At 62.2% G+C, this 25,319-nt stretch carries 23 protein-coding genes and 1 other RNA gene; 14 read left to right on the forward strand and 10 right to left on the reverse strand.

Going from position 1 to position 25,319, the window contains the following annotated elements:
* The first annotated feature begins 297 nt into the window (after window positions 1-297).
* Window positions 298-654: a hypothetical protein gene (locus X756_RS143740; protein WP_023730905.1), complete on the forward strand. Its 357-nt coding sequence runs from the start codon at window positions 298-300 to the stop codon at window positions 652-654.
* A 12-nt stretch (window positions 655-666) separates the two neighbouring features.
* Here the strand turns inward: X756_RS143740 and X756_RS143735 are convergent, their stop codons facing one another.
* From X756_RS143735 to X756_RS143705, 7 genes are all read right to left on the reverse strand, one after another.
* Complete coding sequence (locus X756_RS143735; RefSeq protein ID WP_023696755.1) at window positions 667-1,608, reverse strand: glyoxylate/hydroxypyruvate reductase A; 942 nt, start codon at window positions 1,606-1,608, stop codon at window positions 667-669.
* A 19-nt stretch (window positions 1,609-1,627) separates the two neighbouring features.
* Window positions 1,628-3,256, reverse strand: a complete 1,629-nt coding sequence (locus X756_RS143730) for an ABC transporter ATP-binding protein (protein ID WP_023730906.1) — start codon at window positions 3,254-3,256, stop codon at window positions 1,628-1,630.
* Window positions 3,253-4,392: an ABC transporter permease gene (locus X756_RS143725; RefSeq protein WP_023730907.1), complete on the reverse strand. Its 1,140-nt coding sequence runs from the start codon at window positions 4,390-4,392 to the stop codon at window positions 3,253-3,255. Before X756_RS143725 ends, X756_RS143730 begins: the two co-directional genes overlap by 4 nt.
* Window positions 4,392-5,489 (reverse strand): microcin C ABC transporter permease YejB, encoded by a 1,098-nt coding sequence (locus tag X756_RS143720; protein ID WP_023669509.1) that lies wholly within the window; start codon window positions 5,487-5,489, stop codon window positions 4,392-4,394. Before X756_RS143720 ends, X756_RS143725 begins: the two co-directional genes overlap by 1 nt.
* A gap of 174 nt (window positions 5,490-5,663) precedes the next feature.
* Window positions 5,664-7,532, reverse strand: coding sequence for an extracellular solute-binding protein (locus X756_RS143715; protein WP_023730908.1), 1,869 nt, complete (start codon window positions 7,530-7,532; stop codon window positions 5,664-5,666).
* Complete coding sequence (locus X756_RS143710; RefSeq protein WP_023730909.1) at window positions 7,532-9,409, reverse strand: extracellular solute-binding protein; 1,878 nt, start codon at window positions 9,407-9,409, stop codon at window positions 7,532-7,534. The genes X756_RS143715 and X756_RS143710 overlap by 1 nt, the downstream gene beginning before the upstream one ends.
* Window positions 9,410-9,560: 151 nt before the next feature.
* A complete protein-coding gene (locus X756_RS143705; RefSeq protein ID WP_023688767.1) occupies window positions 9,561-10,226 on the reverse strand; it encodes a cytochrome c family protein in 666 nt (221 codons plus the stop codon).
* Between the two features lie 193 nt (window positions 10,227-10,419).
* On the opposite strand from X756_RS143705, the gene X756_RS143700 reads away from it, so the two are divergent.
* Together X756_RS143700 and X756_RS143695 are read left to right on the forward strand one after the other, a co-directional pair.
* Entirely contained in the window at window positions 10,420-11,145 is a 726-nt protein-coding gene (locus X756_RS143700) for a 3-deoxy-manno-octulosonate cytidylyltransferase (RefSeq protein WP_023669513.1), read from the forward strand.
* 23 nt (window positions 11,146-11,168) lie between these two features.
* Window positions 11,169-12,032 (forward strand): prephenate dehydratase, encoded by an 864-nt coding sequence (locus X756_RS143695; RefSeq protein WP_023692604.1) that lies wholly within the window; start codon window positions 11,169-11,171, stop codon window positions 12,030-12,032.
* 7 nt (window positions 12,033-12,039) lie between these two features.
* On the opposite strand, the gene X756_RS143690 is transcribed toward X756_RS143695, so the two are convergent.
* The 3 genes from X756_RS143690 to X756_RS143680 form a co-directional block, all read right to left on the reverse strand.
* Complete coding sequence (locus X756_RS143690; RefSeq protein ID WP_023669515.1) at window positions 12,040-12,345, reverse strand: Dabb family protein; 306 nt, start codon at window positions 12,343-12,345, stop codon at window positions 12,040-12,042.
* A gap of 75 nt (window positions 12,346-12,420) precedes the next feature.
* Window positions 12,421-13,362, reverse strand: a complete 942-nt coding sequence (gene nudC / locus X756_RS143685) for an NAD(+) diphosphatase (protein ID WP_023715298.1) — start codon at window positions 13,360-13,362, stop codon at window positions 12,421-12,423.
* A 35-nt stretch (window positions 13,363-13,397) separates the two neighbouring features.
* A complete protein-coding gene (locus X756_RS143680) occupies window positions 13,398-13,817 on the reverse strand; it encodes an HIT family protein (protein ID WP_023682032.1) in 420 nt (139 codons plus the stop codon).
* Between the two features lie 157 nt (window positions 13,818-13,974).
* On the opposite strand from X756_RS143680, the gene ffs reads away from it, so the two are divergent.
* The 11 genes from ffs (at window position 13,975) to X756_RS143630 (ending at window position 25,307) form a co-directional block, all read left to right on the forward strand.
* Window positions 13,975-14,071: signal recognition particle sRNA small type (gene ffs, locus X756_RS1000000167975), an RNA gene on the forward strand.
* A gap of 204 nt (window positions 14,072-14,275) precedes the next feature.
* Window positions 14,276-16,087, forward strand: a complete 1,812-nt coding sequence (locus X756_RS143675; protein WP_023730910.1) for a DNA polymerase III subunit gamma/tau — start codon at window positions 14,276-14,278, stop codon at window positions 16,085-16,087.
* Between the two features lie 30 nt (window positions 16,088-16,117).
* Window positions 16,118-16,441 carry a YbaB/EbfC family nucleoid-associated protein gene (locus X756_RS143670; RefSeq protein WP_023730911.1) on the forward strand — a complete coding sequence of 108 codons (324 nt, stop codon included), beginning with the start codon at window positions 16,118-16,120 and terminating at the stop codon, window positions 16,439-16,441.
* A 218-nt stretch (window positions 16,442-16,659) separates the two neighbouring features.
* A complete protein-coding gene (locus tag X756_RS143665; RefSeq protein WP_023688761.1) occupies window positions 16,660-17,628 on the forward strand; it encodes a cell wall hydrolase in 969 nt (322 codons plus the stop codon).
* A 97-nt stretch (window positions 17,629-17,725) separates the two neighbouring features.
* A complete protein-coding gene (recR, locus tag X756_RS143660) occupies window positions 17,726-18,331 on the forward strand; it encodes a recombination mediator RecR (RefSeq protein ID WP_023669521.1) in 606 nt (201 codons plus the stop codon).
* A gap of 194 nt (window positions 18,332-18,525) precedes the next feature.
* Window positions 18,526-19,803 carry a lytic murein transglycosylase gene (locus X756_RS143655; RefSeq protein ID WP_023730912.1) on the forward strand — a complete coding sequence of 426 codons (1,278 nt, stop codon included), beginning with the start codon at window positions 18,526-18,528 and terminating at the stop codon, window positions 19,801-19,803.
* A 264-nt stretch (window positions 19,804-20,067) separates the two neighbouring features.
* The gene (locus X756_RS143650) at window positions 20,068-21,711 is read left to right on the forward strand and encodes an ABC transporter substrate-binding protein (RefSeq protein ID WP_023730913.1); all 1,644 of its coding nucleotides are present in this window, start codon (window positions 20,068-20,070) and stop codon (window positions 21,709-21,711) included.
* Window positions 21,712-21,729: 18 nt separating this feature from the next.
* On the forward strand, window positions 21,730-22,797 hold the full coding sequence (locus tag X756_RS143645; protein WP_023669524.1) for an ABC transporter permease: 1,068 nt from the start codon (window positions 21,730-21,732) through the stop codon (window positions 22,795-22,797).
* On the forward strand, window positions 22,794-23,714 hold the full coding sequence (nikC, locus tag X756_RS143640; protein ID WP_023682024.1) for a nickel transporter permease: 921 nt from the start codon (window positions 22,794-22,796) through the stop codon (window positions 23,712-23,714). The genes X756_RS143645 and nikC overlap by 4 nt, the downstream gene beginning before the upstream one ends.
* A 10-nt stretch (window positions 23,715-23,724) precedes the next feature.
* Window positions 23,725-24,561 (forward strand): ABC transporter ATP-binding protein, encoded by an 837-nt coding sequence (locus X756_RS143635; protein ID WP_023669526.1) that lies wholly within the window; start codon window positions 23,725-23,727, stop codon window positions 24,559-24,561.
* Window positions 24,558-25,307, forward strand: a complete 750-nt coding sequence (locus tag X756_RS143630) for an ABC transporter ATP-binding protein (protein WP_023669527.1) — start codon at window positions 24,558-24,560, stop codon at window positions 25,305-25,307. Before X756_RS143635 ends, X756_RS143630 begins: the two co-directional genes overlap by 4 nt.
* The last annotated feature ends 12 nt before the right edge of the window (window positions 25,308-25,319 follow it).

Here is a 25,319-nt window from a genome sequence, read left to right on the forward strand (position 1 = left end):
ACGTGAACAATCACCAGCCTGCCATGACCGCCCCCTCTCAGCGAATTTGCAGAACTCTCAGCACACTACCCGCTCGTCCTGCAACGCTGGAGATTGCGAAAGCCAGTGTGACGTCCAATCTCCCTCCTTGCGGGGGAGATGGCCGGCAGGCCAGAGGGGGGTGCTGTCCCGCTGGCCTTCGTCTAACTGATATCTCGTCCTGTTCGAAAATGTGAATAGGATTTTTGCGACGGCGCGGCATCAGATAGGATGCCAGCGGAGAGAAGGTCCGCTCGGTTTGCCATTGAGGAGGAACACATGCGCTGGAACATGATGGTCTTGGTGTCTTGCCTGGCAATGACCGGCTGCAGCAGCTCGATGTCGGAGCGGCAGGACCAGGACGTGCAATCGTCGCTGCAATATGACAACGTGCCTTGCGACCAGTTGCTGGCGCAGCGCAACGAACTGGCGCAGCAATACCATCTGTCGACGGACGCCAAGCCGAGCTTCTCCAATCCGGCGATGGGCTTCGGCCCGTTCACGCCGGATATGCGCTCCAAAAGCAAGCGCGATACTGATCTGGCAAGTGGCAAGATCTACGCCATGAACCGCTCGATCGTCCGCCGCGACTGCGGCAAGCCCAACAAACAGAAGAAGTTCACCCTGCCGAGCTGAACCTGAACTTCCTCAGTACCCCGCCTTGCGGTCGACCACGTTATCAAGCTTTTCGCCGCGCTCGAAGGCATCCATCTGCCGCAACATGCTCGGCGCCAGGTGGACAGGGTCGGAGGTCGCCGCCGCGTGCGGCGTCACGAACACTTTCGGGTGACTCCAAAGCGGACTGGTCTTCGGCAGCGGCTCGACCTCGAACACGTCGAGGCTCGCCTCCTTCAGCGTGCCGTCGTCCAGCGCTCGCAAGATGTCGGCGTCCTTCTGCAGCCGGCCGCGCCCGGCATTGATCAGCACCGAGCCGCCGAGGCCGTTTCGCTTGCGCAATTCCTTCAGCACGCCGTAATTGATGATGCCGTGCGTGTCCGGCGTCAGCGGCAACAGCACCACCAGTATGTCGGTGGCGTTGAGGAAGGGGATCAGCCCGGCCTCTCCGGCATAGGTCGCAACGCCTTTCATGGCCTTGTCGCTCCGCGACCAGCCATTGACGGCAAAGCCGAGCGACAACAGCACCGATGCCGCCGCGCGGCCGAGATTGCCGAGCCCCATAATGCCGACCGAGATGTCACCGGCCGGCCGCTGCGGCGGTTCGTGCCAGGTCTTCTTCGGCTGCTGCGCACGATAGAGCATGCCCTGGCGGTGATGGTCGAGCACGCGCCAGACGACATATTCGGTCATGTACTGCGTCAGGTTCTCGGCGACCACTTTGACGATCGGCACATCGGGCAGGCCGGGATCGGCGAAGATGTGGTCGACGCCGGCGCCGATCGAGAAGATTGCGCGCAGATTGGGCAGCGATTTCAGTAGGTTCGGCTTCTGCTTCCACACCACCGCATAGGTGATCGACGGATCCGAAGCGCCGTCCGGCTCCAGCACCACTTCGCGCTCGGCCGACAGCAGCTCGCGCCAGCGCTGCGGATGAAAGCCGGTGACGGCAAGCAGGATTTTGCCTTTTTCCATTTGCGGATTGTATTCCCTGTTATTCGCTGACGATGCCGACCGGCGCCGTCTCGATCTTGAACGCGGCCGAGATCAGCGCCTTGGTATAGTCGGTCTGCGGCCGTTCGAAAATCTGTTCGGAAGGGCCGGCTTCGACGATCTTGCCATTGCGCATGACGATGACGTCATTGGCAAGGGCGCGAATGACTTTCAGATCGTGGCTGATGAACAGATAGGCAAGGTCGTGCTTGGCCTGCAGATTGCGCAAGAGGTCGACCACCTGTGCCTGCACGCTCATGTCGAGCGCCGAGGTCGGTTCGTCCAGCATGACGAAGCGCGGATTGAGCACCATGGCGCGCGCAATGGCGACGCGCTGGCGCTGGCCGCCGGAGAATTCATGCGGATAGCGGTTCCTGGTCGCCGGATCGAGCCCGACCTCCTTCAGCACGGCGACGACCTTGTCGTCGCGTTGGTCGGGCGACAGCTTCGGCTCATGGATCTTCAAGCCTTCCTCGATGATCTCCGAGACCGACATGCGCGGGCTGAGCGAGCCGAACGGGTCCTGGAAAACGATCTGCAACTCGCGGCGCAGCGGCCGCATGGCGTTGAAGGAAAGCTGGTTGATGTCGCTGCCATTGAACTGGATGGTGCCGGTCGATGAGATCATCCGCGCCAGCGCCAGCCCGAGCGTCGTCTTGCCGGAGCCGGATTCGCCGACGACGCCGAGGGTCTGGCCGGCGCGCACGGTGACGTCGATGCCGTCCACCGCCTTCACATTGTCGACGGTGGTGCGAAAGAAACCCTTTTTGATCGGGAACCAAACCTTGATGTCCTTGCCGGTCATAACCGGTTTGGCGGCGTCGTTGGCGGCCGGCGGCTTGCCCTTCGGCTCGGCGGCCAAGAGGTGCTTGGTATAAGCGTGCTGCGGGTTGGCGAAGATGTCCCTGGTCGGCCCGGTCTCGACGATCTTGCCTTTGGTCATCACGCAGACGCGGTCGGCGATCTTTCTGACAATGCCGAGATCATGGGTGATGAACAGCATTGACATGCCCTTGCGGCTCTTCAGCCCCGCCAGCAATTCGAGGATCTGCGCCTGGACAGTGACGTCGAGCGCCGTCGTCGGCTCGTCGGCGATCAGCAGTTCAGGCTCGTTGGCCAGCGCCATGGCGATCATGACGCGCTGGCGTTGGCCGCCGGACAGCTGGTGCGGATAGGCGTCGAGCCGCTTTTCCGGTTCGCGTATGCCGACCTCGTTGAGCAGCGCCAGCGTGCGCGCCTTGGCCTGGCGATCGCCCATGCCCTGGTGCAGCGCCAGGATCTCGACGATCTGCTGCTCGATCGTGTGCAGCGGATTGAGCGAAGTCATCGGCTCCTGGAAGATCATGGTGATCTTGTTGCCGCGCACGCTGCGCAACTGCTTTTCGTTCATCGCCAAAAGGTCGGCGCCCTGGAACAGGACCTTGCCCGAGGGATGGCTGGCCGTCGGGTAGGGCAGCAGCTTCAGCACCGAAAGCGCGGAGACCGACTTGCCGGAGCCCGATTCGCCGACCAGCGCCACCGTCTCGCCCTTGGCGAGGTCGAAGGAGATGTGGTCGACGGCTATCGACTGGTTGCCGCCTTGCGTGAAGGCAACGCTGAGATCGCGGACCGAGAGCAGGGGCTCGCTCATCGGAACGCCTTGCGCGGATCGAACGCATCGCGCGTCGCCTCGCCGATGAACACCAGCAGCGACAGCATCAGCGAGATGACGACGAAGCCGGATATACCAAGCCAGGGAGCGTTGAGATTGCTCTGCGCCTGTTTAAGCAGTTCGCCAAGCGAAGCGGTGCCTGGCGGCAGGCCGAAACCGAGATAGTCGAGCGAGGTCAGCGTCGAGATCGAGGCGCTGACCAGGAAAGGCATAAAGGTCAGCGTCGCGACCATGGCGTTGGGCAGAAGATGGCGCAGCATGATGGTGCGGTTGGACACGCCAAGGGCGCGGGCAGCGTTGACATATTCGAAGTTGCGAGCGCGCAGGAATTCGGCTCGCACCACGCTGACCAGCGACGTCCAGGAGAACAGCAGCATCAGCCCGAGCAGGATGAAGAAGCCCGGGGGCAGGATGGCGGCAACGATCAGCAAGAGATAGAGCAGCGGTATCGCCGACCAGATTTCGATGAAGCGCTGAAACAGAAGGTCGGTCCAGCCGCCGAAATACCCTTGCAGCGCGCCGGCGGCGACGCCGATAACCGACGAACCCGCAGTCAGGATCAACCCGAACAGCACGGAAATCCTAAACCCGTAGATGATGCGCGCCAGCACGTCGCGCGCCTGGTCATCGGTACCCAGCCAGTTCCAGTTGCCGACAATGCAGTCAGGATCGGCAGCGCCTTGCGGATATTGGCTGCATCGCCTCTGCGCGTCGTATTCCCATGACGGTTTTGCGGGAGCGGCGTCGGGGATCGCATTGTTGACGGTGCGGTAGGAATAGCGGATTGGCGGCCAGATCATCCAGCCATTGGCGTTGATCTCGTCGCGGATGACCGGGTCGCGATAGTCGGTGACGGCGTAGAAGCCGCCGAATTTTTCCTCGGGGTAGGCGACCGCGACCGGGAACAGGATCTCGCCTTTGTAGTAGGCGACGATCGGTCTGTCGTTGGCGATCAGTTCGGCAAACAGCGACAGCACGAACAGAGCGAGGAATATCCACAACGACCAGTAGCCGCGTCTGTTGGCCTTGAAGTTCTGCCAGCGCCGCTTGTTGAGCGGCGACAGCCAGGGGCGGGCGATCCTTGTCGGTGTGATCTCGGCTGCAGCCTGCGTCATCAGACGTCTCTCCGCTCGAAATCGATGCGCGGATCGACCCATGTGTAGATCAGGTCGGACAACAGCGTCACGAACAGGCCAAGCAGCGAAAATATATAGAGGTTGGCGAACACGACCGGATAGTCGCGCGCCAACACGGACCTGAAACCGAGCAGCCCGAGACCGTCGAGGGAAAAGATGTTCTCGATCAAAAGCGAGCCGGTGAAGAAGGCCGAGATGAAGGCCGCTGGAAAGCCGGCAATGACGATCAGCATTGCGTTGCGGAACACATGTCCGTAAAGCACCCGCCGCTCCGACAGGCCCTTGGCACGGGCCGTCACCACATACTGTTTGCGTATCTCTTCCAGGAAGGAGTTCTTGGTCAGCAGCGTCGTCGTCGCGAAGGCCGACAGCACCAGCGCCGTCAGCGGCAAGGTCATGTGCCAGAAATAATCGACGATCTTGTCAGGCCACGACAATTGGTCCCAATTGTCGGAGACGATGCCGCGCAGTGGGAACCAGTCCCAGAACGAGCCGCCGGCGAAAAGCACCATCAGCAATATGCCGAACAGGAAGGCCGGTATGGCATAGCCGACGATGATCACGCCGCTGGTCCAGACGTCGAAGGCGGAGCCGTCCTTGACCGCCTTGCGGATGCCAAGGGGAATCGAGATCAGATAGGACAACAGCGTGATCCACAGCCCAAGCGAGATCGACACCGGCATCTTTTCCAGGATCAGATCGAGCACCGAGATGTCACGGAAATAGCTGTCGCCGAAATCGAAGCGGGCATAGTTCCACAGCATCATGCCGAAGCGTTCGAGCGGTGGTTTGTCGAAGCCGAATTGCTTTTCCAGCTTCTTGATGAATTCCGGATCGAGCCCTTGCGCGCCGCGATACTTCGAGCCGACGTCACCGGCCACATCGAAATTGCCGCCGCCTCCTGCATCGCCGCCGCCGCTGCCGAGGCGGTCGCTGCCGCCCTGGTTGGTCAGGCTGGCGATGACCTGCTCGACCGGTCCACCCGGTGCGAATTGAGTGACGACGAAAGCAACAGCCATGATGCCGAACAGGGTCGGTATCATCAGCAGGATACGGCGCAGTATGTAGGCGCCCATCAGCTTTCACCCTCCCCCTTGTGGGGAGGGTCGATCCGCGAAGCGGAGCGGGGTGGGGGTAGTCTCGATCCGGCGTACGCCGTCACACCCCCACCCCGGTTCACCATTCGCGCTGCGCACGAAGTGCTCACCGACCCTCCCCACGAGGGGGAGGGTAAAGTGCCGCGCAACAGCCTACCCTTTGCCAATTTTTGCCGCCTTGCCCTTGTCGACCCACCACAGCGCTTCGACCGGGAAGTCGAAATCGGGTTTCCGCTCGGGAAAACCGAACATGTCCCAATAGGCGCTTCGATGATTCGCCAGGAACCAACTTGGAATCCAATCCCTCCGTGCACGCAAGACCCGGTCGAGCGCGCGCATGGCAATTGTCAGGCTTTCGCGACCCTCGGCGGCACCTGCGGCGTCAACCAGGGCGTCGATGGCCGGGCTCGACGTTCCCGGCAGATTGCGAGAGCCCGATACGGTAGCTGCTCGCGAATGGAAAATGGTTTCGAGGTCATCACGGGTTGGCGTCGCCGGAAACGAGGCCGCGACCGAGACGAGGTCGTAGTCGAACGAATTCTGCCGCAGCTGATACTGCGCGGCATCCACCAGCCGGATCGAGGCATCGATGCCGACCGCCTTCATGTTTTCGACCCAGGGCGAGTAGACCTGTTCGAAGACTTCGTCGTCGACAAGAAACTCTGCGGACAACCGACCACCCTTGTCGTTCACGACGAAATTGCCGGACCGTTTCCAGCCGGCCTCGGCCAGAAGCTTGGCCGCCTTGCCAAGCAACTGCCGGTCGCGGCCGGAGCCGTTCGACGCGTCCTGGATCACGGCTTCGCCAAAAGCCTCGGCGGGAATCTGCTCACGCAGCGGCTCAAGAAGAGCCAATTCTTGTGGCGACGGTCTGCCCTCGGCGCGAAATTCGGATTTCTCGAAGCAGGATTGCGAGCGCTCATAGGAACCGTAGAAGAAATTGCGCCGCGTCCATTCGAAGTCGAAGCAGAGCCCGATCGCCTGCCGCACGCGCGAGTCGCGAAACTGCTCGCGCCGCTGGTTGACGGCGGTGCCCTGCATCGAAGGCACCGTTTCGGCCGGGAATTCGTGCTTCACCACCTTGCCGGCAGTGAAGGCTGGGAAGTCGTAGCCGGTCGCCCAGACGCGCGAGGTGAATTCCTCCCTGTAGAGGATTTCTCCCTTCTTGAACGCTTCGAAGGCAACGCTACGGTCCTGATAGAACTCAACGCGGATCCGCTGAAAATTGTTCTGGCCGCGATTGACCGGCAGGTCGTTGCCCCAATAATCAGCCACACGCTCATATTCGATCCAGGCCCCTGCCGACCAGCGACCGACCTTGTAGGCGGCTGACCCCAACGGCGGGTTCATCTGCGAGGAATCGAACGGGTTGGCCGTGTAGAACGCCTTCGACAGGACCGGGAACTCGACCACGTTGAGGATGGTGCGGCTTGTCTGCTTGCCGGAAAACCTAAGCTGCAGTGTGTGGGCATCCACGGCAATCGCGTCATCCAGATGCGTTAGCGGCAGGGAATAGTACGGGTGCCCCTTGTCCTTGAGCAGCTTGAAGGTGAAGGCGGCATCCTCTGCCGTCAATGGCGTGCTGTCATGGAAGCGGGCCTGCGGGCGCAGCGAGAAGGTGAAGTCGTTGCGGTCGTCGGAAATCGTCACGCCGTCAGCGATCAGCCCGTAAACGGCGTCAGGTTCGTCGTACGCTCTCACCATCAGTGAATCGAAGCACATCTCCGTACGCTGGGGCGAATCGCCTTTGGGAACGAACGAATTCAGCGTGTTGAAGGTCAGCGGCGTCTGGTTTGCAAGCCAGTTGCGCGGCAGGAAGTTGAAGATGCCACCTTGCGGCGCATCGACATTGACATAGTCGAAATGAGTGAAGTCCGGCTTGTATTTGAGGTCGCCGAAAGCCGACAGTCCATGCAGTTTCACGCCGGTTGGGCTGGCGGCGAAAGCCTTGCCCGGCAGCAGCGCAGCAACGGCCGCGGCGCCACTGAGGGCCAGGAAATCGCGGCGAGGGAGCCCCGCCATCAATTGCTGCCCTTGTACTTGGCGGCCAGGGCCTTTTCCTTGTCCGCATCGATCCACCAGGAATCGATATCGGCGCCACGGTAGCCGGGCTGCTTTTCCGGGATGCCGAACTTGTTCCAGTAAGCCAGCCACACAACGGCGCGATAGTATTGCGGCACCACATAGTAATTCCACAGCAGCACGCGATCGAGCGCATGGGTGGTGGCGACGAGGTCATCGCGATCCGTGGCAAAAATGATGCGGTCGACAAGGGCGTCAACGACCGGGTTCTTGATGCCGGAATAATTGCGCGATGCCGGTGTGTCGGCGGCCTTGGAGCTCCAGAAATCGCGCTGCTCGTTGCCGGGCGATTCCGACTGTTGGAGCTGTCCTGTGATGACGTCGTAATCGAAATTTCTGACGCGGTTGGTGTACTGGCTCGGGTCGACGATGCGCAGTGTCGCATCGACGCCGATCTTGCGCAGATTGGCGATCCAGGGGCTGGAAATGACCTGGTCGGTTTCATTCGAGCCTAGGATTTCAAACTTGAATGGCTCGCCGGTCTTGGCGTTGACCATCTTGCCGCCCTTGATCACCCAGCCGGCCTGGGCGAACAGGTCGACCGCCTGCTTCAGATATTTGCGCTCGGCCTGCGGCGAATCGTAGACCGGCAGCTTGAATTCCTGCGTGAACAGCTCCGGCGGCAGCTTGTCGCGGTACTTCTCCAGGATCTCCAGTTCCTTGCCTTGCGGCAGGCCGCTCGAGGCCAGTTCCGTGCCTTGGAAATAACTGTGGGTGCGGGTGTTGAAACCGAAGAACAGCGTGCGGTTCATCGATTCGAAATCGAAGGGATAGGTGAGCGCGGCCCTGACCAGACGATCGGCAAACAGCTTGTGTCTCTGGTTGAGCATGAAAGCCTGCATCGGCTCGGGCGAGGTGGTCTTGAACTCCTGCTTGATCACATCGCCGGCCTTGATCGCCGCGAAATCATAAAATGTCGCCCAGCGCTTCGAGCTGTTTTCCGGCTTGATATCGTCGAGGCCACCTTTCTTGAACGCCTCCCAGGAGGCGTTGTCGTCAAGAATGTAGGTGAAGTGCTGCGTGTCGAAATTCTCCCGGCCGATCTTCACAGCCAGCTTGGCGCCCCAATAGTCGGGGACACGCTGCCAGACGATTTCCGACCCCGCCTTGAAGCTGGCGATCTTGTATGCAGCCGAGCCCAGCGGCGGCTCCAGCGTCCCCTTGGTGATGTCGCGCTTCTTGCCATTGGCGTCGGTGCCTTCCCACCAATGCTTGGGCAGCACGACAAGGTCGCCGAGGATCTTGGGCAGTTCGCGATTGCCCTTCTGGTCGAAGTGGAACTCGACCTCACGGTCCGAGACAGCGACGGCGTCGGTGACGTTTTCGAAATAGCGGCTGTACATCGGGCTGTTGGCCTTCAGCACCTGGAACGACCAGATCACGTCGTCAGTGGTGATCGGCTGTCCGTCATGCCATTTCGCCCGTGGGTCGAGCCGGTAGGTGGCCGAGGAATAGTCGGTAGGGTACTTGTAGGCATCGGCGATGAGCGGGTGGCTGACGCTGCCTTCGTCAGTCGCTTGATCCATGAGCGTGTCGTAGAGCAGGCCGCCGCCAAATGGCTGCAGGCCGGCCGCCGGCGAGCCCTGCACGATGTAGGGATTGAAGCTGTCGAACGTGCCGGAAACGACCGAATTGTAGGTGCCACCCTTCGGTGCATCCGGATTCACATAATCGTAGCGCTGGAAGTTCTCGCCATATTTGGAGGGGCCGATCAGCGAAGAGGTGGTGTGCCATTCCTGGGGGAAGGCTGCCTGCAGGCCGCCTGCGAGGGCGCCCACAACCAGAAAGGACCTCAGAAGCGTTCGGCCAACCGTCATGCGTTCTCCTCTTCGCGATGCCCGGCAATCCTAAATGATTTGACGCCGGTGGAAACCGCCATGCGGCGGCTTTGTCGCCGCATATGCGATTTTCCTAACAAAAAGCCGGGCTGAACCCGGCTTTTTTGAGATCATGGAGATGACAATTCGGTTATTTGGCGGGCGCCGGTGCCGGCGTCGCAGGGGCTGGAGCTGCCCCTTCAGCCGGCTTGGCCGGAGCAGCACCCTCGGCCGGCTTGCCCGGCGCGGTTGCATCAGCGGCGGCACCTGGCGTCGGCAGCGGCTTTGGGCTGTCCGACAGCGTTCGCAGATAGGCGATGACGTTGGCGCGGTCCTCGTCCTTCGGCAGGCCGGCAAAGCCCATCGCAGTGCCCTTCACGAATTTCTTCGGCGAGGTGATGAAGTGGTTGAGGTTGTCATAGGTCCACTTCTCCGCGCCGCCCTTGGAAAACTCTTTCATGCCGGCCGAATAGGCAAAGCCCTCATGCTCGGCGACGGGGCGGTCGACGATGTCCCAGAGATCCGGGCCGACCTTGTTGGGGCCGCCTTTTTCGCCGGAATGGCAGGCCTGGCATTTCTTAAAGACGGCCGCACCTTGCTCGACATTGGCGGTGGCCAAAAGGTCGGCGATCGGCTTGGCCTCTGCCGCGGGTCCGGCGGCGCCGCCTTCGGCAGGCTCCGTCGCCTCGATGGCGAAGCCGGGCTTTTCCGGCGCCGGCGAGGCAAACAGGGCGTCGGACACCAAACCGACCGAGAAGACGACGAAACAGGTTCCAAGCAACCCGGCGAGCAGTTTGTTGACTTCGTTGGAATCCATACGCCCCAGGGCTCCCTTTTCCGGCGGACCTCTCCGTCCACTCCGTCCGTCGGTATCGTGACCCACCCCGTCGAGCCGGTCAAATCGGGCGGAAACTAGGTCTTTTGCTTGGGCGTTGCAACACCTATAAGGGCGCTTCCAGTGAGACCTTTTGCCACTTTCCCCATCCTCTTTCGAACGCCTTGCAACCTCGATGTCCACGCTCATCCTGATCCCGGCCCGCATGGCCTCGACGCGCCTGCCGGGCAAGCCGCTGGCCGACATAGCCGGCGCGCCGATGATCGTCCATGTCGCCCGCCGCGCCGCTGAGGCTGGGCTTGGCCGGGTGGTGGTGGCAACCGACACGCGCAACGTGGCCGAAGCGGTGCGCGCGCACGGTTTCGAGGCGGTGATGACGCGCACCGACCACGAATCCGGCTCCGACCGTATCTTCGAGGCGCTGACCGCGCTCGACCCCGATCGCAAGGTCGAAACCATCGTCAATGTGCAGGGCGACCTGCCGACCATCGATCCCAAGATCATCGGTGCGGCGCTGAAACCGTTCGAGGACGCTGCGGTCGACATCGCCACGCTCGGCGTCGAGATCGTCCGCGACGAGGAAAAGGCCAACCCCAACGTCGTCAAGATCGTCGGTTCGCCGTTGTCGGCGACGCGGCTGAAGGCGCTCTATTTCACCCGCGCCACCGCGCCCTGGGGCGAGGGGCCGCTCTATCACCATGTCGGCCTCTACGCCTATCGGCGCTCAGCCCTCGAACGCTTCGTCGCGCTAAAACCGTCGCCGCTCGAACGGCGCGAGCGGCTGGAGCAGTTGCGGGCGGTGGAGGCCGGTATGCGCATCGATGCCGAGATCGTGCAATCGCTGCCGCTCGGCGTCGACACGCCGGAAGACCTCGAACGCGCCCGACAAATTCTTTCCTGAGACCTTCAATCTGAGATATCGGCATGCCTGACAAGACCAACAGAATATCCTTCCAGGGCGAACCGGGCGCCAATTCCGACACCGCCAGCCGCAACATGTTCCCTTCGATGGAGCCGTTGCCGTGCCCCACCTTCGAGGATGCCTTCAACGCGGTCGAGACCAACAAGGCCGACCTCGCCATGATCCCGATCGAAAACACCATCGCCGGCCGCGTCGCCGACATCCATCATCTCTTGCCGGAATCGAAACTCCACATCGTCGGCGAATATTTCCTGCCGATCCATTTCCAACTGATGGTGCTGCCCGGCGTCAAACGCGAAGAGATCAAGACCGTGCACAGCCATATCCATGCGCTGGGACAGTGCCGCAAATACATCCGCAAGAATGGCTGGAAGCCGGTGATTGCCGGCGACACGGCGGGTTCGGCGAAGCTGGTTTCCGAGCTCAAGGACCGCACCATGGCCTCGCTGGCGCCTGCGCTCGCCGCAGAACTCTATGGCCTCGACATCATCGAGAAAAATGTCGAGGACACGGACTCGAATGTCACCCGCTTCGTCGTCCTGACCAAGGACAAGCGGTTGGCCGAACGGCCCTCGGCCGACACCAAGATGATGACGACCTTCATGTTCCGTGTCCGCAACGTGCCGGCTGCGCTCTACAAGGCAATGGGCGGTTTCGCCACCAACGGCGTCAACATGACGAAGCTGGAGAGCTACCAGTTGGGCGCCTTCACCGCGACGCTGTTCTACGCCGATATCGAGGGCCATCCCGACGATCCGCTGGTCAAGCTGGCGCTGGACGAACTGCGCTTCTTCTCGCGCGAAGTGCGCATTCTGGGTGTCTATCCCGCCAGCGAGTCGCGCGAGCAGTGGAAGGTCGCGGACTAAGGTTCCCCTAAACCAGCAGGGTCAGCGGCACATAGTCGATTTCCATGAAGGTTTCGACTTCCGGAATCCAGCGGTCGCGCACGAAGGCAACGTGGTCGGGATGCTCGTTATATCTGGTGTAGGCGGCCTGATCGACGAACTCCATCGAGAAGCCGAAGTGATAGTCGTTCTTCGGGCTGACTTGCCGCAGCGGCTCGAAATGGGTGACGCCCTTGATTGCGCTGAGGATGCGCTTGGCATCGGAGAGGAACCGCTTTTCCTCCAGCGAGTACTGCGGGTGCTTCAGGGTGAAAACCACGGTGTGACGGATCATTTTTTGCTCCCGTTAAGCAATTCCAGGAAAAGTGTGAAGCGGTTTTCCGTCCGGAATTGCGTAAAATAACAAGTCTTATTCGCTGTCGACCCAGGCGCGGATCAGATGATGCGCGATCGCGCCTTTCGGCGGCGTGACCAGATTGTCCTTGTGCGTCCTCTCCAGCATGGAACGCACCTCGTCGCGAAAAAACCAGCGGCAATCTTCCAACTCGTTGAGATCGGCCTGGATGTCGTCATTGAGCGGTTCGCCGAAACAGCCGATCATCAGCGAATAGGGGAACGGCCAGGGTTGGCTGGCATGGTAGACGACGCGGCCGAGCCGGATGCCGGCTTCCTCCAGCGTTTCGCGGCGCACCGCCGCCTCGATCGTCTCGCCCGGCTCGATGAAGCCGGCAAGCGCCGAGTACATGCCGGGCCCGAAATGCCGGCCGCGGCCGAGCAGGCATTTTTCCCGCGTCGCCGTCAGCATAATCGCCACCGGATCGGTGCGTGGAAAGTGCTCGGTGCCGCAATTTGGGCAATGGCGCTTGTAGCCGCCGGCCCGCATTTGCGATTCATGGCCGCATTTGCTGCAGAAGCGATGGGTGGCATGCCAGGCAAGCAGGGCGGCGCCTTGCGCCAGCGCGCCCGCTGCCGCCTCGTCGATCAGCCCCTGAATATAGACCGAGCGATAATCGATCGCCTTCATGGTCTCCGGTAGCTGTTCGGGATCGAGGCCGACCGGCACGGCAAGTACCGGGCCGCTCTCGGCAAAGCCAAGCAGCACGCCTTGTGCGAGTGATGGCTGCAGCTTCTGGCTCTCAGCCAGATCGAACCAAGGGTCGAAGCTGCCATCGTGCAATTTCAGATACAGCCGTCCGCCATGCATCGGCAGAAGACGTGCCGAGGGATCGGCCAACGCCCTTTCGACGGAATCGTCGGCGCGGTTCTCGGATTGCCGATCAATCGTGTTTCCGGCGAAGCCGACGAACTGGCTCGGTTCGCGCAACGGCGCGTCAAAAAGGCGAAAGGTCATGGAAGCTCGAACGTCTAGGAATGGACACAGGCGGCTTATAGCGCCGCCTTGATCTGTTGCGCAAACTGGCGGATGCCTGAACGCTCATAGGGCTCGCGCATGCCGTGCCCCCACACCGGCCCCGGCCAGCCCGGATCGCCTTCCGAGCGGGCGATGACGTGGACATGCAATTGCCGAACGATGTTGCCGAGCGCGCCGGTGTTGATCTTGGTGCAGCCCGTGGTTCTTTTCAGCGCCTGCGCCACCATGTTGGTTTCGAAGGTCAACATCGCCTGGTCGAGCGGCGTCATGTCGTGGATTTCTTCGGCCCCCGGCCGCTGCGGCACCAGGACCAGCCATGGCCAGCGGCTATCGTTCATCACCCTGAGCTCGCACAGGCCGAGCCACATCAGCTGCTCGCTATCCGCCTCCAGCCTGGAGTCGAGCGTGAATCCGGCCTTGAGGCCCGGTAGCATTGGCGTTTCCCTTGCGCTTCTCGCATTATTCCCAAACTCATGACGCTAGAGCGGCTGCACGGGGGCTGCAAGCGATTCATTGAGCGGCGGAGTTCACGGGCATCCGATTCTCAATGCACCCTTGCATTTGATCGCTGAATTGCCGATATGGAACGCGGGAGGTTGGTGGTGGACGATCCACTCGCCAACCGGGTCAGGTCCGGAAGGAAGCAGCCCTAACGAGCCCGGAACGGGTCATTGTTCCAGCCTCCCACCTCATCGGCCCCTCTCGCGACATTGACGACGCATTGCAGCGCGGGCGAGACTATTGGAGCAATTCCAGGGAAAGTGTGAGCGGTTTCCCGTCCGGAATTGCGTTAAAGCAAAGGGTAGAGCGGTTTGCCGTTTCAGAAAACGGTGAAACGATCTAGCAGGAATCGGCTACGCTGAGACGCGGCCTTTTGGAGCTTTACGGGCGAATGAGCGAAGCCGGAAATTCGGACCCCGAAAACCTGGAGAAGCAAAAGGCCGTCGCCTATCGCGTGCTGGCGCGCAAATATCGTCCGTCGAATTTCTCCGAACTGATCGGCCAGGAGCCGATGGTCCGCACTTTGACCAACGCTTTCTCCACAGGCCGCATCGCCCAGGCCTGGATGCTGACCGGCGTGCGCGGCGTCGGTAAGACCACGACGGCGCGCATCCTGGCGCGGGCGCTCAACTACAAGACGCCGACGGTCGACCATCCCTCGGTCGACCTCGCCCTCCTGGGCGAGCACTGCCAGGCGATCATGGAAGGCCGCCATGTCGACGTCATCGAGATGGACGCCGCGTCGCATACCGGCATCGACGACATCAGGGACATTATCGAGCGCGTGCGCTATGCCCCGGTGTCGGCGCGCTACAAAGTCTACATCATCGACGAAGTGCACATGCTCTCCACCCAGGCCTTCAACGGCCTGTTGAAGACGCTGGAAGAGCCGCCCCCGCACGTCAAATTCATCTTTGCCACCACCGAAATCCGCAAGGTGCCGATCACCGTGCTGTCGCGCTGCCAGCGTTTCGACCTGAGACGCATCGATGCCGGCGCGTTGGTCGCGCATCTCGCCTCCATTGCCGGCAAGGAAGGCATATCGGTAGACGACGACGCGCTGGCGATGATCGCGCGCGCCGCCGAAGGCTCGGCCCGCGATTCGCTCTCCATTCTCGACCAGGCAATCGCCCATGGCGGCGGCGCCGTCAGCGCCGAAGCGGTGCGCGCCATGCTGGGTCTCGCCGACCGCGCCCGCATCGTCGACCTGTTCGAACATGTCATGAAGGGCGATGTGGCGGCCGCCCTTGCCGAATTCCGCAACCAGTACGACACCGGCGCCGATCCGACTGCCGTGCTGACCGATCTGGCCGAATTCAACCACCTCGTCACCCGGCTGCGCTTCGTGCCGACGGCTGCCGACGACGCTTCCCTGTCCGAGGATGAGCGCCGCCGCGGCGCCGACTTCGCCAGCACGCTGTCGGTCAAGGTTCTGTCGCGAACCTGGCAGATGCTCTTGAAAGGCATTCCCGAGGTGCAGTCATCCAGCCGACCGGTCAGCGCCGGCGAGATGGTGCTGATCCGGCTGGCGCATGCCGCCGACCTGCCGACGCTGGACGAGGCGCTGAAATCTCTGGAGAGCGGCGCTCCGGCGTCCGGTAGTGTTTCACGCCCGAATGGTGCGCCGGTAAATGCCGGCAATGGCGGCGGCGCCAGCGCGGTAGCGCAGACCCGGATGCCGTCCGGGCCAGCCGGTGCGCAAACCATGCGATTGGTCGGCGCGCCCCCGGTCGCCTTTGTCGCGCCTCCGCAGCCGGTCGTGGAGCCGCAATCGCCGCCGCTGAAATCGCTGGCCGATATTGTCGCTCTTGCCGACGCGCAGCGTGACATCGCCTTCAAGGTGCTGGTCAAGAGCTGTATTCGCCTGGTGCGCATCGAACCCGGCCGTATCGACGTCGGCCTGACCGCCGATGCGCCCAAGATGCTGCTCAACGACTTGACGGCGAAGCTGCGGGCCTGGACCGGCCGCAACTGGCTGGTGTCGCTGTCGAAGGAAGAGGGCGGCCAGACGTTGGCCGAGATGGAATCGACCAGGCGCGAGACTGCTTTCTCCGATGCGAAAAGTGATCCGGCGGTGGCCGCCATCCTCGCGCGCTTTCCCGGCGCCAAGATCATCGACGTGCGCATTCCCGACGCGCCGGAAGTCGACACGGACAAGGCCGAAGTGCCGGTCGAGCCGCCGTCCGACGACGACGAAACCTGACCACAGTACGAATCCGCAAAGGACCCGACCATGAAAGATCTTCTCGGCCTGATGGGCAAGGCGAAGGAAATGCAGGCCAAGTTTCAGGCCATGCAGGACGAGATCGCCACGATAGAAGCAAGCGGGCAGGCCGGCGGCGGCCTGGTCAGCGTCACGCTGACCGGCAAGTTCGAGATGAAGTCGCTGAAGATCGATCCCTCGCTGTTCAAGGAGGACGAGGTCGAGATTCTCGAAGACCTGCTGCTGGCCGCTCACAATGACGCCAAAAATAAGGTCGAGCAGATTATGCAGGAGAAGACCAAGGCGCTGACGGCAGGCTTGCCGATCCCGCCCGGAATGAAATTGCCGTTCTGAGCCGGCTCCAAGCAGTTAATTGATTACGAAGGGAAATCGGCTGCGGAGGCTGTTGTTAAGACTTTCTCCGGCTTTGCTCACGCGGACATATCCGGGCATTTATAAAGTTTTACCTATGCTGCACGAAAGCTAATCCTTTAGCCATCTTTTTGCCTTTAAGAGTCTCATTCTTGCCACATCTCGGGGCGGGCTGGCATCTGGACAATGAGGCATTTTTGTTGATCGCGACGCGATGGAAGACGCCGCTTCTGCTCGGCATCATCTTCTCCCCTATGTTCCTGGCCGGTTGTAGCCAGACCACGTCTTCGCACGGCCTGTCGGTCGCCAGCCTGACCGACGCCATCACGCCCAGCTTCCTTTCGACGCGCGCCTACCGCAACACGCCGAAGGAGAAGGAATGCCTGGAGCGGGCGATGTTCTTCGAGTCCAACCGCTCGAGCCGTGACGGCATGATCGCCGTCGGCACGGTGGTGATGAACCGGCTGCGCTCCGGCAATCATGGCAGCACCATTTGCCAAGTGGTTGGCGAACCGGGCCAGTTCGCGCCCGGCGTGATGACGCGGGCGATGAATTCGAAAGCGATGCCCGATGTCGAGGAGGCCGCCGATGCGGTGCTGAAGGGCGAGCGCAAGGCCAAGCTGAAGAACACGATGTACTTCCACACCGCCGGCCTGAGGTTCCCCTACAAGAACATGCATTACACCATGGTTGCCGGCGGCAACGCCTTCTACGAGAAGCGCGGCCGCAACTGGCAGCCGCTGCCGGATGAATCCACGACCATGGTTGCCTCGGGGACGCCGCGCGCGCCTGTGCCCGAAGCGCCGGTGCAGGTTGCCTACGCCGAGCCGGTGGTGAAGACCATTGTCCGTCCAGATCCTGCCAAGCAGGCCGCGGCGGTTCGCGCAGCCAAGGCGACACGTGCCCCGGCCGAGCAGACCTATGTGACGGCTTTCGCGGCGCCCGCCAAGAGCGCCCGCGTCGCCGCCAAGCAGACGGAGGTGGCGATGCAGGAGCCGATGGCCGAGCCGGATGCCTCGCGTTTCGGCGGCACGCTGAACGCCCGCTACATCACCTCGGTTCCATCGGCGACGCAGGAAGCGTCGATGGGCTTCCAGTCGACGCCTGAGAACACCGACGCTATCGGCGCAATGATCGTCGATCAAACCCGGCCGCTCTCAGCCTACTGACGCCCAGAACATTTTCCGAGCCCGCCATGGCAGCATGGCGGGCTCGGTGCGTATGCGGCATGTTTCAAAGCGCGCGGAAAAATCCTAGATCAGTGCGATGTCGAAGCGAATCGCCGGTCCCGAGATCGAACGCCTGATCCAGCTCCTGGCCAAGGTGCCGGGGCTAGGGCCGCGTTCGGCCAGGCGTGCGGCACTGCACCTCATCAAGAAGAAGGAGCAGCTTTTGTCGCCGCTCGCCGCCGCCATGGCTGAAGCCGCCGACAAGGTGCGCATCTGCACGACCTGCGGCAATGTCGATACCTCCGACCCTTGCATGATCTGCACCGATCCGCGCCGCGATGCCTCGACGCTGATCGTCGTCGAGGATGTCTCCGACCTCTGGGCGCTGGAGCGGGCGGCGGCCATGAATGTGCGCTACCATGTGCTCGGCGGCACGCTGTCGCCGCTCGACGGCATCGGCCCCGACCAGCTCAATGTCCGCTCGCTGGTCGACCGCGTCGCCGGCGGCGAGGTGAAGGAGGTGATCCTCGCCGTCAACGCCACGGTCGAGGGCCAGACGACGGCGCACTATCTCACCGACCAGTTGTCGGGCTTCGAGGTCAAGGTGACACGACTTGCCCATGGCGTGCCGGTTGGCGGCGAGCTTGATTATCTGGATGAGGGTACGCTGGCGGCGGCCTTGCGCTCGCGGACGGCGTTTTGACGCAATTGGCGGGCAGGATGTGCGACATGAAAGCTTCGCATTCTTCGAGGTTTGCGCCAAACACCCCCCTCTGTCCTCCCGGACATCTCCCCCTCAAGGGGGGAGATCAGCAGCTTCTCGGGCGGCATTCTTCTTTCAACGCTGGTGGTTGGCGAAAACCGAAGCGACAGCCAATCTCTCCCCTTGTGGGGGAGATGTCCGGCAGGACAGAGGGGGGCGCGACAGAAAGCGGACCTTTCGGATTGGCGCTCGTTGCGCTTCTCGCATCCCTTGTTGCCCTGCTTTTTGTAGCCCCCGCCTCCGCCGCCAAAATCGACGACCAGTTCCGCGCCTGGCTGCAAACCGATCTCTGGCCGGAAGCCCAGACCAAAGGCATCTCCAAATCCACCTTCGACGCCGCTTTCGATGGCGTGAAGCCGAACCTCAAATTGCCCGACCTCGTCCTGCCCGGCGAGAAACCCAAAACCCCGCAAAAACAGCATCAGGCGGAGTTCGGTTCGCCCGGCGCCTATTTCGCCGAAAAGACGGTGCGCGCCGTCACGTCAGGTGGGCGCACGCGCGAGGCGGCCAACGCCAGGACGCTGGCTGCGATCGAAAAGCGCTACGGTGTCCCGGGCGAGATACTGTTGGCGATCTGGGGCCGCGAGACCGGCTTCGGCGCGGCGAAAATGCCCTACGACGCCTTCGAGGTTCTCGGCACCAAGGCGTTCATGTCGACCAGGAAGGACTTCTTCCGCACCGAGGTACTGGCGGCGCTCGAGATCGTCGAGCATGGGTTGGCGCCGGTCGGCGCCATGAAATCGTCCTGGGCCGGCGCGCTCGGCCAGCCGCAATTCATGCCGACCTCGTTCCTGAAGCACGCCGTCGACTACGACGGTGATGGGCACCCGGACATCTGGAATTCGACGCCGGACGTGCTGGCCTCGATCGCCAACTATCTCGTCCACTATGGCTGGGTGAAGGGGCGTGGCTGGGGTTTCGAGGTGACGGTTCCGGAAAGCGTTTCCTGCTCGCTCGAAGGTCCCGACCAGGGCAAGAAGATCTCAGCCTGGGCGGCGATGGGAATCAGCCGCGTCGGCGGCAAAGCCTTTCCGGCCAACGAACTGAAGGCGGAAGGGTTCCTTTTGATGCCGGCCGGACGCAGCGGTCCGGCCTTCATCGCCACGACAAATTTCTACCTGCTGAAGCAATACAACACCAGCGACCTCTACGCCCTGTTCATCGGCCATGGCGCTGACCGCATCGCCCATGGCGATGCTGATTTCGTCGGCAGCTGGGGTGCGGTCGGCGGCCTGCATCGTTCCGACATCGCCGCGCTGCAACGGGCGCTGGAGGCCAAGGGCTACGATGTCGGCAGCGCCGACGGCCTGCCCGGCTTCAAGACCCGCCGCTCGATCGGCAGCTGGCAGGAAAAGAACGGCCGCCCCGCCACCTGCTTCCCCGACGCCGATCTGGTTGCTGCCATCAAGTAACACCGAAAAGAGCAGATTTTTCCCCATCGGCGGCTGCAATTGGCTCGCCCATGCTTCGACGCGCACAGCATATTCCGGTCCAGTATGCCGGCTCGCAAAAATGCCCGTTGCCGGTTGGAGGGCTGCCGGATAGGGTGTTGACCAACTGGAAAAAAATCAACACGGTATGGGCTCTAACGGTCGTCCTCCGGCCGCGAAAAAGATTACTGCAGCCCTGAGCCGGGAACTCGGGGTCAACAATCAACAAAACAGGGAACAATCATCATGATGATGGAAAAGTTTGCTCTACGTTCGCGCGTCTGGCTCGCAGGTGCTGCCATGTCCGCTCTGCTCATTGGCGTCGCGCCGGCCTTTGCCGTGACCCCCGCCGACACGCTGGTCGAAGGTTTTGCCATCGACGACATCATCTCCATGGATCCGGGCGAGGCGTTCGAACTGTCGACCGCCGAAGTCACCGGCAACACCTATGATCTGCTGGTCCGCCTCGACCTCAGCGACACCTCCAAGGTCAAGGGCGACCTTGCCGAGAGCTGGACCGTCTCCGACGACGGCCTGGTCTATACGTTCAAGCTCAAGCCCGGCCTAAAGTTCGCTTCGGGCAATCCACTGACCGCCGCCGATGTCGCCTATTCCTTCGAGCGCGCCATCAAGCTGGACAAGCCGCCGGCATTCATCATCAACCAGTTCGGCATCAGCGGCGACAATGTTGCCGACAAGGCCAAGGCCGTCGACGACACCACCTTCCAGTTCACCGTCGACAAGGCCTATGCGCCGAGCTTCGTGTTAAACTGCCTGTCGGCAACGGTCGCTTCGGTCGTCGACGCAAAGCTGGTCAAGGAACATGTCGCCGCGGTGACGCCGAGTGCCGACTACAAATGGGACAACGATTTCGGCAACGCCTTCCTGAAGACCGGTTATGCCGGATCCGGCGCCTACAAGCTGCGCGAATGGCGGGCCAATGAGGTCGTCGTGCTCGAGCGCAACGACAATTACAATGGCGAGAAGGCCAAGCTCGCCCGCGTCATCTACCGCAACATGAAGGAAAGCTCGGCACAGCGCCTGGCGCTCGAAGCAGGCGACATCGACGTTGCCCGCAACCTCGAGCCGAACGATCTCGACGCCATCGCCAAGAATGCCGATCTCACCACGACCAGCGCGCCGAAGGGCACGGTCTATTATATCAGCCTCAACCAGAAGAATCCGAACCTCGCCAAGCCCGAGGTTCGCCAGGCGTTCAAATATCTGGTCGACTACGATGCGCTGAGCACGACCATCCTCAAGGGCATTGGCGAGATTCACCAGACCTTCCTGCCCAAGGGCGTGCTGGGGGAACTGGACGAAAATCCGTTCAAGTTCGACGTCGCCAAGGCCAAGGAACTGCTGACCAAGGCCGGCCTGGCCGACGGCTTCAGCGTAACCATGGATGTACGCACGGGACAGCCGACAACGGGCATGGCGGAATCGATCCAGCAGACGCTTGGCCAGGCCGGCATCAAGCTGGAAATTATCCCGGGCGACGGCAAGCAGACGCTGACCAAATACCGCGCCCGCAATCATGACATCTATATCGGCCAGTGGGGCCAGGACTATTTCGATCCGAACTCCAACGCCCAGACCTTTGCCTCAAACCCGGACAATTCGGATGAAGGCAAGACCAAGACGCTGGCCTGGCGCAATGCCTGGGACATCCCGGACCTGACAAAGCAGACCGAAGCAGCCTTGCTGGAGAAGGATGCCGGCAAGCGCGCCGATATGTACAAGAGCCTTGAAAAGACGATCCTCGACACCAGTCCCTTCGTCATCATCCACCAGCAATTGGAAGTGGCAGGCCTGCGCAAAAACCTGAAAGGCTTTGCGCTCGGTCCGAGCTTCGACTCCAACTTCGTCGGCCCGGTCTCCAAGGAATAGCGACGGCGGACGCGCCTGATGAGCGCGATTGAAAACCAGGCGACGGCGGGGCAGGGAAGCGCCCGCGCCGTCGCTATTTTATTGGCCATCGGCCGCTTCCTGGTCATCGCCGTCACCACCTATCTCGGCCTCCTCGCGGTGACCTTTTTCATCGGCCGCGTCATCCCGATTGATCCGGTGCTGGCGGTGCTCGGCGACCGCGCACCGGCCAATGTCGTCGAGCGCACCCGCCGCGAGATGGGGCTCGACCTGCCGTTGATCGAGCAATTCTATATCTATCTCAAGCATGCGCTGAACGGCGATTTCGGCACCTCTGTGCTGACCACCAATCCTGTGATGACCGACATCCGCCGTGCCTTTCCGGCAACGATCGAACTGGCGACTTTGGGCACTCTGATAGGCTCGTTGATCGGCGTGCCGCTCGGCGTGCTGGCAGCGGTAAAACGCGGCAGTCTCATCGACCAGATCGTTCGCATTGTCGGCCTGATTGGCTATTCCGTGCCTATCTTCTGGATCGGGCTTTTGGGGCTTGTCCTGTTCTACGCCAAGCTCCAATGGGTGGCTTTTCCCGGCCGCCTCGACATCGTCTACGAGTACACATTCACACCGATCACCGGCTTCTACCTGCTCGACGCCGCGCTGCAGGGCCAGTGGGATGTCTTCTACGACGCTTACCGCCACATCATCCTGCCCGCAGGGCTGCTGGGCTATTTCTCGCTCGCCTATATCAGCCGAATGACGCGCTCCTTCATGCTGAATGAGCTGTCGCAGGAATACATAGTCGCCGCGCGCGCCAAGGGCCTGTCTGAAACGCGAATCATCTGGGGCCATGCGCTGCGCAACGCCGCGGTGCCGATGGTCACGGTGATCGCGCTGTCCTATGCCGGGCTGCTCGAAGGTTCGGTGCTGACCGAGACGGTGTTCTCCTGGCCCGGCATCGGCCTCTACATCACCAATTCGCTGCAGAACGCCGACATGAACGCCGTGCTCGGCGGCACCATCGTCATCGGTTCGGTGTTCATCGGCATCAATCTCCTGTCCGATGTTCTCTACAAGGTGCTCGATCCGAGGACGAAGACAGGATGAGCGCCGAAGCAATCCAAACGCGCCGCGATTGGCTGCTCAGCGATCGGCCGGCCTCGCGCATGCAGGCACGGCTCGGCCGCGCCTATGTCGCCTGGCGGCGCTTTTCCGCCAACCGGCTGGCGTTTCTCGGCCTGCTCATCATCATCGCGCTGCTACTGGTCGCCGCCTTTGCCGATGTGCTGGCGCCCTATTCGCCGACCATCGGCGATCTCAAGAATGCCCGGCTTTTGGCGCCGAGTGCGGCGCATTGGTTCGGCACCGACGATCTCGGCCGCGATATCTATTCGCGCATTCTTTTCGGCTCACGCTGGACGCTCTATGTCGTCATTCTCGTCGCCGTCATCGCAGCCCCCATCGGCCTTTTGGTCGGCACCGTCGCCGGCTATGCCGGCGGCTGGACCGATGCCATTCTGATGCGCATCACCGACATCTTCCTTGCCTTCCCCAAGCTGATCCTGGCGCTGGCCTTTGTCGCGGCCCTTGGACCCGGTATCGAAAACGCGGTGCTGGCCATCGCCATCACCTCGTGGCCGCCTTACGCCCGAATTGCCCGCGCCGAAACGATGACCGTGCGCAATTCCGATTACATCAAGGCGGTGCAATTGATGGGCGCCTCGCCGTTCCGCATCGTGCTGCGCCACATCATGCCGCTCTGCATCTCTTCGCTGATCATCCGGGTGACGCTCGACATGGCCGGCATCATCCTCACCGCCGCCGGCCTCGGCTTCCTCGGCCTCGGCGCCCAGCCGCCGCTGCCCGAATGGGGCACGATGATCGCGTCCGGCCGCCGCTTCGTACTCGACCAATGGTGGGTGGCCGGCGCGCCGGGCTTCGCCATCCTCATCGTCAGCCTCGGCTTCAACCTGCTTGGCGACGGCCTGCGCGATGCGCTCGATCCCCGGAGTGGCGACCAATGAGTGGTGACCAATGAGCGGTGCACTTCTCGATGTCGACGACCTGCGCGTCACCTTCCCGACTCGGACCGGCCTCATCCAGGCGGTGCGTGGCGTCACCTTCTCGCTCGGCCGAGAGCGGCTGGGCATTGTCGGCGAAAGCGGCTCCGGCAAGTCGCAGACCGGCCGCGCCATCATGGGGCTGACGCCGCCGCAGGCTCTGGTTTCGGCCAAGAAGCTCGCCTTGGACGGCATCGATCTTTTGGACATACCCGCCCGCCAGCGCCGGGCGCTGCGCGGCAAACGCATCGCCATGATCCTGCAGGATCCGAAATATTCGCTCGACCCCGTGATGAGCATCGGCCGCCAGATCGTCGAGACGCTGCGCACGCATGAAAAGGTCTCCAAGGCCGAAGCGCGCGAGCGGGCGCTGGCCATGCTGGAAGCTGTGCAGATCCGCGATCCCTCGCGTGTCTTCGACCTGCATCCGCACGAGGTGTCCGGCGGGATGGGCCAGCGCGCCATGATCGCAATGATGCTGATCGCCGGACCGGAACTGATGATCGCCGACGAGCCGACCTCGGCGCTCGACGTCACCGTGCAGCTCGATGTGCTCGGCATCCTCGACCGCTTGGTCAGTGAGCGCGGCATGGGCCTGATCTTCATCTCGCACGACCTGCGGCTGGTCGCCTCCTTCTGCGACCGCGTCATCGTCATGTATGCCGGCAAGGTGGTCGAGCAGCTCAAGGCGTCGGAGCTGCGCGACGCCCAACATCCCTACACGCGCGGCCTGCTCAACTGCATGCCCAGGATCGGTTACGAACGCCACCCGCTGCCGGTGCTCGACCGCAAGCCGGAGTGGGCGGCATGACGCCAGCCATTTCGATTGAAGGGCTGGAGGTGGTGTTCGACCGTTTTCGCGCGCTGAAAGGGGCGAACCTCGAGGTGAAGTCCGGCGAATCCTTCGGCCTGGTCGGCGAGAGCGGTTCCGGCAAGTCGACGCTGCTCAAAGCCATTGCCGGCCTGGTGCCTGTCGCATCCGGTACTATCACGGTCAATGGCAAGACGCTGGGAGCGCGCCGCGACAAGGCTTTTTATCGCGAAGTGCAGATGGTCTTCCAGGACCCCTATGGTTCGCTGCACCCGCGTCAGACCGTCGACCGCCTGCTACAGGAACCGCTCGCCATTCACGGCTTTGCCGATGGCGAGCAACGCATCCAGCGCGCCCTCGACGAGGTCGGATTAGGCAACGGTTTCCGTTTCCGCTACGCGCACCAGCTCTCCGGCGGTCAGCGTCAGCGCGTGGCGATCGCGCGGGCGCTCATCCTCGAACCGTCGATCCTGCTGCTCGACGAACCAACCTCGGCGCTCGACGCTTCGGTGCAGGCCGAAGTGCTCAACCTGCTGGAAGAGGTTCGCCGTCGGCGCAAGCTGACCTTCCTGATGGTCAGCCACGACCTCGCCATCATCACCCATATGTGCGAGCGCCTGATGGTGATGCAGAATGGCGAAGCGGTGGAGAACCTGACGGCGGGCCAGCTGATCGGGCACCGCGTGGAGAAGGATTACACACGCAATTTGCTTAGGGCGAGCGAGGGGTTTGTTCGGACGGCGTGAACTAGTTTCTTC

The sequence above is a fragment of the Mesorhizobium sp. LNJC405B00 genome (genome assembly GCF_000502615.1).
Taxonomy (GTDB): domain Bacteria; phylum Pseudomonadota; class Alphaproteobacteria; order Rhizobiales; family Rhizobiaceae; genus Mesorhizobium.